Origin of the sequence: Phocoenobacter atlanticus subsp. cyclopteri (genome assembly GCF_018343795.1) — a bacterium.
Lineage (GTDB): Bacteria > Pseudomonadota > Gammaproteobacteria > Enterobacterales > Pasteurellaceae > Phocoenobacter > Phocoenobacter atlanticus.
In genome coordinates, this window is the sequence record NZ_CP074346.1 from 1,637,795 (window position 1) to 1,652,124 (window position 14,330).

Sequence of the window (14,330 nt, forward strand, 5' to 3'; positions counted from 1 at the left end):
ATTTTTATTCTTTTTTTCCAAACCAAAATAGCATTGCTAAACCAAGCCAAGTAATGATTCCTAGTGCAATAAAATAATGAAGATTATCAAGCACTGTGCCACCCAGTTGATTTAAGCTAACACCTGCTTGAATAACACTGGTGCTAGGGAAAATCCAACGCAAATATTGTAAGGGGATTGGTAATAGATCTGCGGGCCAAGAAAACCCACTCATAAAATACATTGGCAAGGCTGAAAAAACTAAAATTTGCATTGTTCGTTCACGGTCTTTAATCAGTAACCCCAATAAGCAACCTAAAGTCGCCACACAAGGGGAGAATAATGCAATCAAAAATAAATTCCCGATTGGATTTGCTCCTGAAGGGTATCCCCAAAAACTAAACATACTCCCTGTATAACCCAAACAGATAACATAATGAATAATACTAATAGTAGTTAATCGACCCAACCATTGAGTTGCAGAAGCATAGGCTTTGTGATTTTCATACCAAGTACTCACTAACATTGCACAGGCAATGAGTAACGTTTGTTGTAGAATTAACCAAGCTACTGCAGGTACAACATAACTTCCATAACCTTCTGTTTGGTTGTAAAGAGGCTGAATTTGTAAGGGGACGGGATCTCTAATAGCGGTCACGTTTTGATAACTTTTTACAAAAGGTAATAATTTTTTAATTTCAATACCTGCGGATAGTGCGAGTACTGCACTTGCCATAGATTGTTGTGCGTATTTACTGGCAAGAACATAGTTTCCATTACCTATCATATTGACGGTTGCTGGTTTCCCTAAAATTACGTTGCGTTGTAAATTTTCAGGAATAACCATTAATGCCATTATTTTATCTTCAAGTAATAACTCTTTGGCTTGCCTTTCATCACTAACTACCTTTGCTGTCACTGTTGGTGTAGCGGTGATCATTCGGATCATTTTACGAGATAAACTATCGTGAGCATTATCAACAATCGCCACTGGTACATTTCGTACAATTTCAGTGCTATAAGGTAAGGGGTAGTATAACCCATAGATAATGGGGGCAATAATGAGAAGAAGTAATACTCCAGCATCCGTAAAAATACTTTTAAATGTGTCTCGTATTGCGGCAATAAATGTATTCATTTTTTTACCTCATACCCCAACGATGCTTACGTTTTAATGCTATTGCTGTAAATAGTGTTGCTAATATCATCATTATAATAATAGCAATAATAAAACCATAACTGGTTGCTAATCCTAAATGCCAATTTTGTTGAGTTTGAATTTGAGCAATTTGCGATTGTAGATAGTGGGTAAGCGGTAACATTGTTGCAATAATTTGCGCAACTTTAGGCATTGCCACTAACGGATAGGTTACACCTGAAAATGCAAAGGCAGGGGCAGTGATAATTCCTGCATTAGATAAACCCATTCGGTTAGACATTGTTGTTACAGTTAATACCACGCCAAGCCATAAGGAAATAATCATTAATAACCAGCCATTCAATATGGTGATACATAAATTTTCAAAAGATGGTGGATTGTGCCAAGTAGCCAGTATAATTGCAATGGTAATCCAAGTACAAAATATTAATGAGTGCCAAAATAATTTACCTTTTAAAGCCACAAAAAGAGCTAAAATACGAGGAACTTGCTCACTTTCGTATTTGGATACACCTGCAAACCACCAACCAAGCGTACTGTGGCGTAATTCTCGCCCTATCACACCAACACCTACTACTGTGGCTAAGATATGCAATAATGCAGGAATAATCGTACTTGCCAAGAATTGTTGATAATTAAGAGATTGATTAAATGCCATTTTGACATTGGGTTTAATTGGAATAAGACTATCAAGAGCTTGTTGTTTCATCATTCCCATTTTGGTTCGTAAACGTAGTTCAATACCAGCTGAAAATGTTCTGACGGCACTGCCAACACCAGATTGAATGATCCCTGAATGTGTACCATATTGTGCATTTACAACTAAATTAACAGGGCTTACTTTAAGTTGATGAATACGATGTGAAAAATCTGCTGGAATAATTAATGTTGCATAAACTTCAGTATCTTGTATGGCGAGTTTCATTTCTTGAGCATCTCGAAAATGTGTAGTAACTGCAACATTCGGCGAAGCATCAACCATTGAAATCAATTTTCGAGATAACGTTGTATTATCTTTGTCAATCACGCCAATGGGTAAATTACGAACTTGTGAAGCTGAAAAGGTATACCAAATTATGCCAATAGTCAGTGCTGGTAGTAAAACCAGCAATACTCGCTCTACTCGGTGACGTTGGATAATTCGCCATTCCCATATCGCACTACGTACAAAGATACGCCACAAACTCAACATAGATTACTTACCTCTCGGTAACTCAACCAATACACTCATCCCTGGTCGCATTTTTTCGATCGGTTTTTCAGGATGTGATTTAACTAAAAATGTACGCATATCAAAACCTTGATCAGTACGAGTTGGTCGCCACGTCGCAAAATCAGGTAAGACAGAACTTGCATAGACTTTAAAAGTCACTTTTAAATTGTCTAATGCAGGGATAGTTCCTTCAAAGGTTTGGTTAATCGCAAAATATTTAAGGTAATCTTCACGGACGTTTAACTCTAAACGTTGCTCTTGTAAATTCACGACTGTAACAACAGGTACACCTTTAGCAATAATTTCACCTACATTTGGTATGATTTCTGCGATTTCACCATCAACAGGACTTTTTAATTGCATTTCATCTTTTGCAACAAGCGCTTCATCAAACACCGCTTGCCCCTGACGAGCTTTGGCTTTTGCAGCAGAAATATCTTCTTTTCTCGCGCCTTCTTGTGCCATTTCATATTGTGCTTTTGCTATTTCATATAATTTTTGTGAACTTAGGTATTTCGCTTTGACTTCATCGGCTTTTTGTTGGCTTAATAATCCTTCTTTTGTTAATGTATTAACCCTTTTCCACGTTTTGTTCATTACATCTAAGCCTGCTTTTGCACGTTGCATTTGTTTAAATGCCATTTCTTTTTCTTGGGTTCTTGCTCCAGCTTCCGCTTTATTTGCTACCGAGGAGGCGGCATCTCGAACAGCTTCAGCTTGAGCGACTTTGGCGGCAATTTCTGGGCTATCAAAATGTAAAATTGGTGAGCCTTTTGTGATTTTATCGCCTTCTTGAATATAAATTTTATCAATACGTCCAGATATTTTACTGGCAATATTTACCTCGTGGGCTTCCATTTGCCCCTGTAATACTACAGGTTCAGGCTCAGAGACCTTTAAATATCCACAAATAATAAAGACAATAACAAGACCTAATATAACTAATCCTAAAATAGGTTTCAGTGCTTTTTTAGTGTTTTCTTTCATTGTTTTCTCACTTTATTTTAATGCTTTAAACTTGTTGGAATATAATCGACAAAAGTGTGAAGATTTCCTGTTGATTCTAATAATTCTGCCAATGCTATTACATACTCATAAGCCACATTAGCACGTTCAGTTTGAATTTTAACTAATTTTGCTTGTGCATCATTTAATTCAATAACTGTATTGATACCCTCTTTAAAACCTGCTCGATGTAATTTAAGAACTTGTTGTGCGAGCGTTTCTTCTTTCGCAAGAGATTGATAACGTTGGCGAGTATCATCAACAGCAAGCCAGTTTTTTTCTACTAACAAATTAATATCTTTTTCTACCTGACGATAAATCGCATCAACTTGCCTTAATGTCATTTGTGCTGCTTGTTGAATTTTGCTTCTATCCACAGAACTGTGTAATGTCCAACGAGCATTGATACCAACCACCCAATTATGATCTTTATCAAGTTGATAAGAACCAAAAGCGGCAACACTTGGTTTCCAAGCGGCATCACTTAACTGCTCCATTGCTTTTGCTTGCTTTCTTTTGGCTTTAATTTGAGCAAAAATGGGGTAATGTGCCTGTGCCTTAGTTTGAAATGTGGATAGCGGTGCTAATTTATGTTTTTTACAAATAATGTTGTTGCTGTATTAATATTTTTACCTTGTAATAAGGAATTTAATGCTCGTTGTGCAAGGCGTAAATTATCTTTGGCTTTATCTAACTGAAATTCAGCATCAGAGAGTGCAGCAACTGCTTGTAAACGTTGTACTTTGGAAATCATACCCAACTGCTGCATACGTTTTGCCGAATGACTATGCCCTTTAACTGACTTCAACGCAACTTCTCGCACTTTAACAACACGTTCCGCTAACTGCACCTGAAAATAACGTTTAATCAAGGTTTTTAGTAGTTCTTCTTTGGTGGTTACCACTTCAGTGGCATTTGCATCGGCTCGTCCCTGTGCAAACTCTTGAATAGCATTGATACGCCCCCCCGTATAAAGTGGTAGTAGTGCCATCAAATGAGCATTTGAGAAATTATCTTGTTTTTGTAAATGAATATTAGAGGGAATTTCAGGCATTATGCCTAAACTAGAGAGTTTTTGTAATTCAGCAATATTACCTATCATATTTGGTGCAATTTGCTGTAATTTTCCTAACATCTGAGGATTAGATAAAAGTTTTTTATAACTATCTAATCGCTCAGTCAAACCTGCTGTATTTATATCCGTTTCTACATTATAACGCCCCACCATACCACCAATCATTACCATAGGCTGATGTAAATCTAGCGAATCCGCTTGTAATTGACTTGCTTGCCAGCCTGTTTGAGCAGCCAGTAACTTATCAGAATGTTGTAAAACATAATCTGCTGCTTGCTGAAAATTAACAGGTTTTGAAAAATCTAATGCTTTTATTTTTACCGCGGTTTCATCAACCTGAGACAACGCTTTTTGATTATTTACTTTTGGAGTAGCTACTGGTGAAATAACATCTTGAGAAGGTTCTGTTGTTTGAAAGTGACAACCTGTCAAAATGATCGCTCCCAATAATCCCCACATTTTTTTACTATACATTGTGAATATTTACCTCATCAGATATTTTCACTAAGTATAACAAATTTCTGCCTTAAATGGATATCCAAAAATAAAATAGATTATTGAGAGCAATATTTTTTAATAATGAAGTACTAATTCTAATAATTTTATACCTAAAAATGCCACACTAAAGCGTTGTTCATCATTGACACTCCAAAATTGAATAGCATTTTCATCTTTACTGATTAATTGACTAATTTGAAGTGTGTTTGTCTCTTCATCTTCACCATTTTTTACTGGTGTAATAACCACTTCTTCATTAAAGGTAATCCAAGATTGCTGTTTCCATTGCTCACTTAATTCTATTGCATCAAGTGGAAATTCAGATTGCACAGTTACCATTTGTGATGCACCATAAAACAAGGGAACTTGAACACTATGAAAAGTGGTACAAGCGGTAAGATTTGGCATAATTTTTGCAAGTTGCAATACAAAAGCTTTAGAAAAAGGTAACGTTGACTCATCATCTTGCATATTACTTGGGACCGTATCAAAAGCCACTCGTGACATATCACTATCTAATGGCACACCATTTAATAACTGAGCAGTTTGCCCTGCTAATTGTTGCACTTTTTTCTCACCAAAATAGGCACTTGAAAGTAAAGAGGTCACAAAGACTTGTTGAATAGGTTGATCTCTTAATGGTTTTAATGCCAAAGCCAACTGGCTAATTTGAGGATTAGCTAACGCCACAATATTACGCTCACGTAAATTAACTAAGTCTTCATCATTCACACTAGGCACAATAACAGGCACATCGCTAATTAACGCTGTTAAACCATATAAATCCAGTACTACACAACCTGCTTGAGCCATTTCAGCTAACAGTTCTGCATTACTTGGCTTACCCGCAAAAAGAACATAGCTAAACTGTGACCAATTTACCTCATCTAATTTAAGTTGCTCAAGACTTGAATGATTAAAACGTAACCCTTGCTCTTCGTTAAAGACTTCAAGTTCAACGGCACAAACTTTATCAAAACTAAGGTTCGTTTTTTCTAGTGCTTCCAATAATTTTTCAGCGGTATGAAAATCACTGACAATTGCTAATTGAATATCTGACATATTAATTCTCTTTTAAAATAATAAACACTTCATTCTACATTTGATTATCAAAATAAGCGATATGATTAAATTAAAAATTTACCTTTTTTTGCAAAAAAGTATTAAAATCATACCGCTTCATTTCATTTTTGAGGATAATAAAATAATGACACCCGCTGTAAATTTACTTAAAAAGCACAAAATACCCTTTATACTTCATCCTTATGATCACGATCCTAATACATCTGATTTTGGACAAGAAGTGGTAGATAAGTTAGGATTAAATCCACAACAAGTGTTTAAGACATTATTAGTGGCTCAAAATGGTGATCAGAAAAAATTGGCGGTGATGATTGTTCCTGTTTCTTCTCACCTTAATTTAAAGAAAGCGGCACAATCATTAGCAATTAAAAAAATGGAAATGGCGGATAAAACCGTAGCACAAAAAACAACAGGTTATTTGCTGGGAGGTATTAGTCCATTGGGGCAAAAGAAACGCCTAGCCACCATTATTGATAGCTCAGCACAGCAATTTAATACTATTTTTGTGTCAGGCGGAAAGCGAGGGCTGGATATTGAACTTGCTCCACAAGATTTAGCCCAACTCACAAATGCAAAATTTACTGATATTAAGGATAATTAGATGAAATTATTACCTCAACATCAACAGTGTTATTGGTTACACGTTTACCAATCTCAACTTTATTTACCCAATAATAACATTCCCTTTGGTACTGCTCAATCCTGTGGTTTAGAAGGAAAAAAAGGAATTGAAATTGCTCAATATAATGGTTTTCCTGTATGGCTTATTCCCACACAAGAGAATGAATTAAATGAACATTTTGTTACTCTTCGTTCACAACTGTTTCAATCAGAACAACATTTTTATTTATTAAACAAAGCGGTCAGTTTAAATCATTTTTTTACAAAAAATCGTTTTTGCGGTAGCTGTGGAGAACCTTTTTATAAAGCAAGTGATGAAATGGCATTACATTGTGATGCTTGCGGTAGCCGTGTTTATCCTAAAATTAGCCCCTCAATTATTGTTGCAATAAAACGAGATAATCAAATCTTATTGGCAAACCATTTACGTCATAAAGGCACCATTTATACCAATTTAGCGGGTTTTGTTGAAACAGGAGAAACCTTAGAACAAGCCGTGGAACGTGAAGTATTTGAAGAAACAGGAATAAAAATTAAAAATATCCGTTATTTTGGTAGCCAACCTTGGGCATTTCCAGATTCTTTAATGTTAGGTTTTTTAGCGGATTATGAGAGCGGCGAAATTACCTTACAAGAAGAGGAAATTTTTGATGCAGGATGGTTTGATTATGATAAACCGTTACCTCCATTACCACCAAAAGGAACCATTGCGTTAAGGTTGATTGAGGAAACATTAACATTATGTCGTCAATCATAGAATGATAAAAAATTAAAGGATACTGTTTCATTAAACGTATCCCTTAATATTTAATTTAGCCCATATTTAGCTAATTTTTACCGCTTTATACTGGCTTATTGGCTGAGCAATAAACTCACGAGCAGCGATAATTTGTAATTCATATTTACCACTTTTTTGAGTGACCGTCATTACATCATTTACAGCATTAGCAGTATGTTCAAAAGCCTCTAAATCAGATTTTCCGTTTAATAAATTCGCTAAAAAGATACCACTGGTCAAATCACCCACTCCCACAGGATCTTTTGCTTTAAAAGTATGCAATGGACGACTAATGTGCCAAATACCTTCTTCGTTTGCTAATAACATTTCAAATTGATTAGGATCTTGCCCTACTTTGCTTAAATGCTTAACTAAGATTTTTTTAACCCCTTTCGATTGAATAGCTTTAACGGCTCTTAAGGCTTGATCAAAATTTTCTACTTCCAATCCTGTTAACTCACGTAGTTCTACAAGATTTGGGGCAATAATATCTGCTTTTACCATTGCTTCATCACGTAAAAACTCTGCAACACCATCAGCCACAATGCAGCCCTTATCAGGATGTCCCATTACGGGATCACAAAAATAAATTGCATTTGGATTTTTGGCTTTAATTTTAGCCACAGCCTCTAAAATTGCACTACCTTGACTAGCCGCACCGATATAACCTGAAAGCACCGCATCACACTCAGCTAAAGCATTAATATTATCAATACCTTGTACAATTTCTGTAATTTGCTCTTGGGGTATAACCATACCTGTCCATTTACCATATTGGGTATGGTTGGAAAATTGCACAGTATTTAACGCCCAAGTATCAATGCCCAACATTTGCATTGGAAAAACCGCAGCTTTATTACCCGCATAACCGTAGACAACGTGAGATTGAATGGACAAAACATTTTTCATAATAAACCTTTTTTATAATTAAATTCTTTCATCATCTTACCACTTATTTTAAGCACCATAACTCATTAATCGAGCATAACGACGCTCTAAAAGTTCTTCTGTAGACATTGTATCAAGATCGTCTAAATCTTTAAGTAAACACTGTTTTACATTTTGAGCGATTTCATCGAAATCCTTTTGAGCACCGCCAAATGGCTCTTCAATAACACTATCAATCAATTTTAATTCTTTTAATCGCGTCGCTGTTAAACCCATTGTTTCTGCTGCGGTTGAGGCTTTTTCTGCATCTTTCCATAAAATAGACGCACAACCTTCAGGAGAAATCACAGAATAAATCGCATATTGCAGCATATTAATTTTATCGCCCACACCAATGGCTAACGCACCACCTGAACCACCTTCACCGATTACCGTACAAATAACAGGTACAGATAATTTTGACATTTCACGAAGATTATGGGCAATGGCTTCAGCTTGTCCACGTTCTTCAGCACCTACTCCTGGATATGCTCCTGGGGTATCAATAAAAGTGATAATCGGCATATTAAAACGCTCTGCCATTTTCATTAAACGTAATGCCTTACGATAACCTTCAGGTGCTGGCATTCCAAAGTTGCGTAATACTTTTTGTTTTACACTACGTCCTTTTTGGTGCCCAATAATCATTACAGGACGTCCATCAAGACGAGCCATTCCACCTACAATTGCACGATCATCTGCATAAGCACGATCTCCTGCCAATTCATCAAACTCAGTAAAAATACGCTCAATATAATCAAGAGTATAGGGGCGGTTTGGGTGGCGAGCCATTTTGGTGATTTGCCACGCATCTAAATCACCAAATGTTTTTTTTGTAAGTTCATTACATTTTTTTTGAAGACGTTTAATTTCATCATCAATATTAATTTTATCATCAGAATTTACAGTTGAACGTAACGCTTCAATTTTTGCTTCAAGTTCTGCAATAGGTAACTCAAAATCTAAATATTCTTGTGTCATTTTGTTTCCTTTTTAAACATAATCGACCAAACCTCTTTATTCTAGTATGTTTAGCCTAAAAAGTGAAAAACTATTTATGTGAGATATCCTACTTTCACCTTAGTCTGCCATAAACTATGACCTATCATTTTAGGAACAGTATTATTAACTGCAATTAAAAATACTTTTTCTAACTCAAAAATATCTTGTTCAGTCACGATTTCCATTCCTAACAGTTTACCTAATCTAGGGAAAAAGTCCTTACCATAGGTGCTTTGTAATTCAATAAAATAATTAACCGTACATTGTCCTGTACCAAACAAATTGGCTTTTCGAGCTAAGGCTTGTTGCCATACATACATATCATTCCCTTTGTCTGACCAATCACTACCGTGACGTTTGGCATAAGATTTTGACATTGCCATACAGTTAGTATCTACTAATTTCATAAAAGGTTTATTGATAATAGCTTTTATTGTCTGTTGATATCCTTTGTATTTAATAGGTAAGGTAACTTCATTTTGTTGTTCAAAGATCCCCAAACTATATGAATTATCATCACAAATATAAGTATTAAATTTATCCACAAAACGTCTGTTTACATAAGCGATATCTGTGTTAGGTTCTTCCTTAAAAGCATTCACAATAGTTTCTATATGATTAGAATCATAAAAATTATCATCATCTAAAAAACAAAAAATATCTGCTTCTATTTCATTACAAGCTCTGGCATTAATATAACTATTGTGATAACCACCAGCTCCCGTATTATTTTCCATCACAATCACGTTAACATTAGGATAATTTTTTAAAATTTCACGTGACGCTTGCACATATTCAGGACCATCAATATAGATATAATGTGTCACTGGATAGCTTTGTTGTTGCACTGATTGTATGCACTTATGTAAGGAAGTTCTACCTACAGTTGCACTGATAACTGCAACGTTAAATTTTTGTTGTGTTTTATTTTTCATTTGTTGTGTGTGTGTTTTTAAGAAAAAAATCATTAAAGTCAGTGTATTGTTGCCTGAGAAGTTCCCTTTCTTGCTCAATATCAGACTCAATTGTTTCATCAACATAACCAATTGACGGTTTGATCATTAAGATATTTTGTAATTCTACAAATAATGAAAATTGATCAGCAAGCCAATAAGGTTTTTGAGATTGTAAATATGATATCAATTTTTTTGCTAACAACTTTTTAATTAAATAAAGAGAAGAACCATCACTGTTACAGTACATATAGTTTTGAGGCGTAAAATAAGTAAGTGAGTTACCACTTTCTGTTATTCTCCAGCTTGGATTATGCAATCCTAACTTTTGTAAAATAACCAATTCAACATTTGGCATTTCTGTTAATAGCTGAATAACAGCTCTTACTTTATGTTTAAAATAAGGTGTTAACAATAAATCATCTTCAGCAATTAAAGCAAATTCATTATCTGAAAGGGTGTAATTATTCGCAATCTCTTTCCAACATTTTATATGAGATAACGTGCAAGCAATTTCACCTGTTGCTGGATAGCGGTTAATCAATTCAAAGGTTTTTTGCAGATTAAAAAATAAACTATTATCTTCTAAAATGTTAAGGATATTTTTATCAATAGCAGAGACTCGTGTGAAAAAATCAGCCTCATCTTGCTGATAGAATCGTTTAATTCGTTCAGAGTGACGATCCAAATTGATAACATAACCGACTAATCGACTTTCATTCATTATAGGGTTTATTTTTTATTAGAAACTCTTTCGCATTATACTTAGAGCTTGTTTAATAATCAATTAGATCAATGGCTTTTTATTAGCTATAATGTGCAACACTATTTTTCAATAATTGAGCATAATGAATATTTCTGTTTTACCTACGTTAGATATTGTTATACCTTGTTATCAAGCAAGTGATACATTGGAAAGAGCTGTTGCTAGCTGTTTACAACAAAATAATTATCAACATATTATTTTAGTTGATGATGGCTCAACAGATAATACTTGGCAAATAATGCAAAGACTAAAAGCAGAGCATCCGCATATTATTACCTTAAAAATGCCAGAAAATAGTGGTGTAGCTTGTGCGAGGAACTGGGCGACATTACATAGCCAAGCAGAGTTAGTCGCTTTTTTAGATGCTGATGATACCTATCAGAAAGGAGCATTATACCCTATTGCAGAGGCATTTCATTATTTACCAGAATTGAGCTTAATTCGATTAAAATTTATACCTATTAATTTATCTCCTCTATTGTCAGAACATCCTAATTTTCCAATAGCGTGGGAAACGTTACAAATGACTGGTGCAGGAAACACAATTTTTAGGCGGAACATTTTATTGGCTTGTGGTGGTTTTCCTCAAGATGAATTATTTAAACATTTAGGTGGTGAAGATGGTGCATTAGGTATTGCATTTGAAAAAACAGCAATGATAGGCACATTATTTGAAGAAGAATACCAAGGTGTTCAACTCTATTGCCGAGAAGGTATGCACGCAGAAAGATTATTACGCGCAGTATTATTTAATGAACATCATCCTCTTATCACTGAAGAGGTTATTGCTCATGCTAATAATATAACAAATACAATTGTAACACGTTTAAAACAATGCCAAATGGCATTACAAAGTACAACAAAAGGAAGAACACCAATAACTATTACCTATAATAAGCCAAATAAGGAACACTGATGCAACACGCAACACAAAAGCTAATTTATGATGTAGGTATGTGTCAAGGAGAAGATACCGATTTTTACCTAAAAAAAGGGTTTAATGTGATTGGATTTGAAGCGAATCCTTCTTTAGTTAAACAATGTAAAATAAGATTTAAAAATGCTATTCAGACAGGACAGCTCATCATTATTGAAGGGGCTATTATTGATTTTAAGACCTCTGATTTAGGGAACAACACTAACTATAACGTCATATTTTTTAAAAATAATCAAAATCCTGTTTGGGGTACTGTAGTAAAAGAGTGGGCAATTAGAAATGCACAAGTGTATTCTACATCTAGTGAAACCATTGAGGTACCTGCTATTAATTTTTCTGAATGTTTAGCACAATATGGCATTCCTTATTATCTGAAAATCGATATTGAAGGAATGGATTTAGCTTGTTTGAAAGCCTTATTAGATTTTGAGCAAAGACCAGACTATATTTCTTTAGAGTCAGAAAAAACAAGTTTTGAGAAATTAATTTTAGAAATTAAATTACTAAAGAAACTTGGTTATGACCATTTTCAAGCCATTAATCAAATGACCATCCCCCAACAAAAAGAACCTTGCAATACACAAGAAGGTCATTATGTTAAACATCTATTTCCATTTGGTTCAAGCGGTTTATTTGGGAGAGACTTACCAAATAATTGGAAAACTGATTCACAAATATTTACCCAATATCAAAAAATTTTTAGAGGCTATGAATTATTTGGAGATAATGGGAAGCTGAGAGGACACCCAGATTTTGAGGGTATTTTAGCTATTGTTAATGAATTTGCTGAAAGCCCAATACCTGGTTGGTATAATACACATGCTAAGCATCAATCAGTATTAGGTTAATTATGTTGTAGCTATCTGACTAAAATAATTAACCAGATAGCTTTTTGAAACCAACTTAATCTCTAAAATTCTCAAACTGAAACGGTTGTCCTAATTCAGCACCTTTTACAAGTTGAATCGTTTTTTGTAAGTCATCGCGAGACTTTCCAGTGACTCGAACTTGTTCACCTTGTATTTGGGTTTGTACTTTTAATTTTGCGTCTTTAATTAATTTAATAATTTTTTTCGCCATCTCTTTTTCAATTCCTTGTTTCAGCGTGACTTCCTTGCTGTACATTTTTCCGCTATGTTCATAATCATCAGGAATTTCTAATGATGAGGGTTCAATGCTACGTTTAATCATTGCATTGCGTAAAATATCCAGCAACTGTTCTACTTGGAAGTCGGACTCAGAGGTTAGCTTAATACTCTCTTTCCCTTCATTGAGTTCAATCGTCGCAGTAACATTACGAAAATCCCAACGGTTAGTTAATTCACGATTGGCATTTTCTACAGCGTTACGTACTTCGTGCATAGTAATTTCAGATACAATATCAAAAGATGGCATTTTATTTTCCTTCTATTTATAAAGATGATTGATTAAATAAGTGCTTTGCATTTAATAATAATGCAATGGCGGTTAAGTCCCCAAAGTTTACCACAAATTGTGCCTGTTCTTGAACCTTTGGTTTAGCGTGTAATGCAATACCTAAACTGGCAGTGTTGAGCATTGGTAAATCATTTGCCCCATCACCCACTGCAACCCATTGAGTTGGCGGAATATTAAATTCTTGAGCAAGACGTTGTAGGGTTTCTGCTTTATATTGTGCATCCACCACTTTGCCTAATACTTTACCTGTCAATTTCCCATTTTGTATTTCAAGCTGATTAGAAACGGCATCATCAAGCTGATATTTCTGTTTTAAGTAATCCGCAAAATAATCAAAGCCCCCTGAGGCGATAGCCATTTTCCAATTGGCTTGTTTTAATGTGTTAATCAGCGTTTCAAAACCGTCCATAAGCGGTAACATTTGACGAACTTTTTGCAAAATTTCTTCCGAGGCATTTTCTAATGTTGCTACTCTTTGGCGTAAACTTTGCTCAAAATCTAACTCGCCTCGCATTGCACTTGCGGTGATTGAAGAGACCAATTCCCCTGTACCAGCCAGTTTGGCAATTTCATCGATACATTCTATTTTAATGGCGGTGGAATCCATATCCATTACCAATAATCCTTGTTGTGCTAAGGTTGGTGTAATATCTAACGAGCTAATATCACACTCAATTTGTGTGGCAAGTTGTTGCAAGGAAGCGGTAAGATTTGCATTAAAAAATGCAATTTTATACGCTAAGTAATCTAACTTTTTCAGTATTTTCAACCCTGATTTTTGCTCAAACTGTACTATTTTTTCTGTTGTCAGATTTTTTGAGTAGATAAAAATGATGTTTTGCATAATAACCTTTATATTGTTGGCTTAAATTGTTATTTTTTAATGATTGAAATTCG

The 14,330-nt window shown here is 34.8% G+C and carries 16 protein-coding genes; 4 read left to right on the forward strand and 12 right to left on the reverse strand.

The genetic code is table 11. The annotated features are described in order from the left end of the window. Nucleotides 1-4: 4 nt before the first annotated feature. The 6 genes from KGI96_RS07885 to KGI96_RS07910 all read right to left on the reverse strand — a co-directional run bounded on the left by KGI96_RS07885 (nt 5) and on the right by KGI96_RS07910 (nt 5,991). On the reverse strand, nt 5-1,117 hold the full coding sequence (locus KGI96_RS07885; protein ID WP_211599055.1) for an ABC transporter permease: 1,113 nt from the start codon (nt 1,115-1,117) through the stop codon (nt 5-7). A gap of 4 nt (nt 1,118-1,121) precedes the next feature. Then, nucleotides 1,122-2,330 carry an ABC transporter permease gene (locus tag KGI96_RS07890; protein WP_211599056.1) on the reverse strand — a complete coding sequence of 403 codons (1,209 nt, stop codon included), beginning with the start codon at nt 2,328-2,330 and terminating at the stop codon, nt 1,122-1,124. Between the two features lie 3 nt (nt 2,331-2,333). Then, nucleotides 2,334-3,338 (reverse strand): HlyD family secretion protein, encoded by a 1,005-nt coding sequence (locus tag KGI96_RS07895; RefSeq protein WP_211599057.1) that lies wholly within the window; start codon nt 3,336-3,338, stop codon nt 2,334-2,336. Nucleotides 3,339-3,355: 17 nt separating this feature from the next. Then, nucleotides 3,356-3,964, reverse strand: coding sequence for a TolC family protein (locus tag KGI96_RS07900; RefSeq protein ID WP_213156590.1), 609 nt, complete (start codon nt 3,962-3,964; stop codon nt 3,356-3,358). Beyond that, a complete protein-coding gene (locus tag KGI96_RS07905) occupies nt 3,940-4,905 on the reverse strand; it encodes a TolC family protein (protein ID WP_213156425.1) in 966 nt (321 codons plus the stop codon). Before KGI96_RS07905 ends, KGI96_RS07900 begins: the two co-directional genes overlap by 25 nt. 99 nt (nt 4,906-5,004) lie before the next feature. Continuing rightward, a complete protein-coding gene (locus KGI96_RS07910) occupies nt 5,005-5,991 on the reverse strand; it encodes an oxidoreductase (RefSeq protein WP_211599059.1) in 987 nt (328 codons plus the stop codon). 145 nt (nt 5,992-6,136) lie between these two features. On the opposite strand from KGI96_RS07910, the gene ybaK reads away from it, so the two are divergent. Together ybaK and nudC are read left to right on the forward strand one after the other, a co-directional pair. Next, nucleotides 6,137-6,613, forward strand: a complete 477-nt coding sequence (gene ybaK, locus KGI96_RS07915; RefSeq protein ID WP_211599060.1) for a Cys-tRNA(Pro)/Cys-tRNA(Cys) deacylase YbaK — start codon at nt 6,137-6,139, stop codon at nt 6,611-6,613. Continuing rightward, nucleotides 6,614-7,390, forward strand: a complete 777-nt coding sequence (gene nudC, locus KGI96_RS07920; RefSeq protein ID WP_211599061.1) for an NAD(+) diphosphatase — start codon at nt 6,614-6,616, stop codon at nt 7,388-7,390. Nucleotides 7,391-7,456: 66 nt separating this feature from the next. Here nudC and pdxY read toward each other — a convergent pair whose 3' ends face one another. From pdxY to KGI96_RS07940, 4 genes are all read right to left on the reverse strand, one after another. Next, nucleotides 7,457-8,320 (reverse strand): pyridoxal kinase PdxY, encoded by an 864-nt coding sequence (pdxY, locus tag KGI96_RS07925; RefSeq protein WP_211599062.1) that lies wholly within the window; start codon nt 8,318-8,320, stop codon nt 7,457-7,459. Nucleotides 8,321-8,368: 48 nt separating this feature from the next. Next, complete coding sequence (gene accA / locus KGI96_RS07930; RefSeq protein WP_211599063.1) at nt 8,369-9,319, reverse strand: acetyl-CoA carboxylase carboxyl transferase subunit alpha; 951 nt, start codon at nt 9,317-9,319, stop codon at nt 8,369-8,371. 74 nt (nt 9,320-9,393) lie between these two features. Continuing rightward, nucleotides 9,394-10,275 carry a glycosyltransferase family 2 protein gene (locus tag KGI96_RS07935; RefSeq protein WP_211599064.1) on the reverse strand — a complete coding sequence of 294 codons (882 nt, stop codon included), beginning with the start codon at nt 10,273-10,275 and terminating at the stop codon, nt 9,394-9,396. Beyond that, nucleotides 10,265-11,017, reverse strand: a complete 753-nt coding sequence (locus tag KGI96_RS07940; RefSeq protein WP_211599065.1) for a glycosyltransferase family 25 protein — start codon at nt 11,015-11,017, stop codon at nt 10,265-10,267. Before KGI96_RS07940 ends, KGI96_RS07935 begins: the two co-directional genes overlap by 11 nt. A gap of 124 nt (nt 11,018-11,141) precedes the next feature. Here KGI96_RS07940 and KGI96_RS07945 point away from each other — a divergent pair, with 124 nt between their 5' ends. Together KGI96_RS07945 and KGI96_RS07950 are read left to right on the forward strand one after the other, a co-directional pair. Next, nucleotides 11,142-11,975, forward strand: a complete 834-nt coding sequence (locus KGI96_RS07945) for a glycosyltransferase family 2 protein (protein WP_211599066.1) — start codon at nt 11,142-11,144, stop codon at nt 11,973-11,975. Next, nucleotides 11,975-12,844, forward strand: coding sequence for an FkbM family methyltransferase (locus KGI96_RS07950; protein ID WP_213156427.1), 870 nt, complete (start codon nt 11,975-11,977; stop codon nt 12,842-12,844). The genes KGI96_RS07945 and KGI96_RS07950 overlap by 1 nt, the downstream gene beginning before the upstream one ends. A gap of 55 nt (nt 12,845-12,899) precedes the next feature. On the opposite strand, the gene KGI96_RS07955 is transcribed toward KGI96_RS07950, so the two are convergent. Beyond that, nucleotides 12,900-13,391: a YajQ family cyclic di-GMP-binding protein gene (locus KGI96_RS07955; protein WP_211599068.1), complete on the reverse strand. Its 492-nt coding sequence runs from the start codon at nt 13,389-13,391 to the stop codon at nt 12,900-12,902. A gap of 16 nt (nt 13,392-13,407) precedes the next feature. Further along, nucleotides 13,408-14,277 carry a phosphoserine phosphatase SerB gene (serB, locus tag KGI96_RS07960; RefSeq protein ID WP_211599069.1) on the reverse strand — a complete coding sequence of 290 codons (870 nt, stop codon included), beginning with the start codon at nt 14,275-14,277 and terminating at the stop codon, nt 13,408-13,410. Nucleotides 14,278-14,330: the final 53 nt, after the last annotated feature.

Bases quoted from the DNA above. Each gene is read 5' to 3' on its own strand.
- KGI96_RS07910 (WP_211599059.1), bottom strand. From the start codon at position 5,991: ATGTCAGATATTCAATTAGCAATTGTCAGTGATTTTCATACCGCTGAA.
- KGI96_RS07940 (WP_211599065.1), bottom strand. From the start codon at position 11,017: ATGAATGAAAGTCGATTAGTCGGTTATGTTATCAATTTGGATCGTCAC.
- KGI96_RS07945 (WP_211599066.1), top strand. From the start codon at position 11,142: ATGAATATTTCTGTTTTACCTACGTTAGATATTGTTATACCTTGTTAT.
- KGI96_RS07935 (WP_211599064.1), bottom strand. From the start codon at position 10,275: ATGAAAAATAAAACACAACAAAAATTTAACGTTGCAGTTATCAGTGCA.
- KGI96_RS07885 (WP_211599055.1), bottom strand. From the start codon at position 1,117: ATGAATACATTTATTGCCGCAATACGAGACACATTTAAAAGTATTTTT.
- serB (WP_211599069.1), bottom strand. From the start codon at position 14,277: ATGCAAAACATCATTTTTATCTACTCAAAAAATCTGACAACAGAAAAA.
- KGI96_RS07950 (WP_213156427.1), top strand. From the start codon at position 11,975: ATGCAACACGCAACACAAAAGCTAATTTATGATGTAGGTATGTGTCAA.
- nudC (WP_211599061.1), top strand. From the start codon at position 6,614: ATGAAATTATTACCTCAACATCAACAGTGTTATTGGTTACACGTTTAC.
- accA (WP_211599063.1), bottom strand. From the start codon at position 9,319: ATGACACAAGAATATTTAGATTTTGAGTTACCTATTGCAGAACTTGAA.
- ybaK (WP_211599060.1), top strand. From the start codon at position 6,137: ATGACACCCGCTGTAAATTTACTTAAAAAGCACAAAATACCCTTTATA.
- pdxY (WP_211599062.1), bottom strand. From the start codon at position 8,320: ATGAAAAATGTTTTGTCCATTCAATCTCACGTTGTCTACGGTTATGCG.
- KGI96_RS07890 (WP_211599056.1), bottom strand. From the start codon at position 2,330: ATGTTGAGTTTGTGGCGTATCTTTGTACGTAGTGCGATATGGGAATGG.
- KGI96_RS07955 (WP_211599068.1), bottom strand. From the start codon at position 13,391: ATGCCATCTTTTGATATTGTATCTGAAATTACTATGCACGAAGTACGT.
- KGI96_RS07895 (WP_211599057.1), bottom strand. From the start codon at position 3,338: ATGAAAGAAAACACTAAAAAAGCACTGAAACCTATTTTAGGATTAGTT.
- KGI96_RS07905 (WP_213156425.1), bottom strand. From the start codon at position 4,905: ATGTATAGTAAAAAAATGTGGGGATTATTGGGAGCGATCATTTTGACA.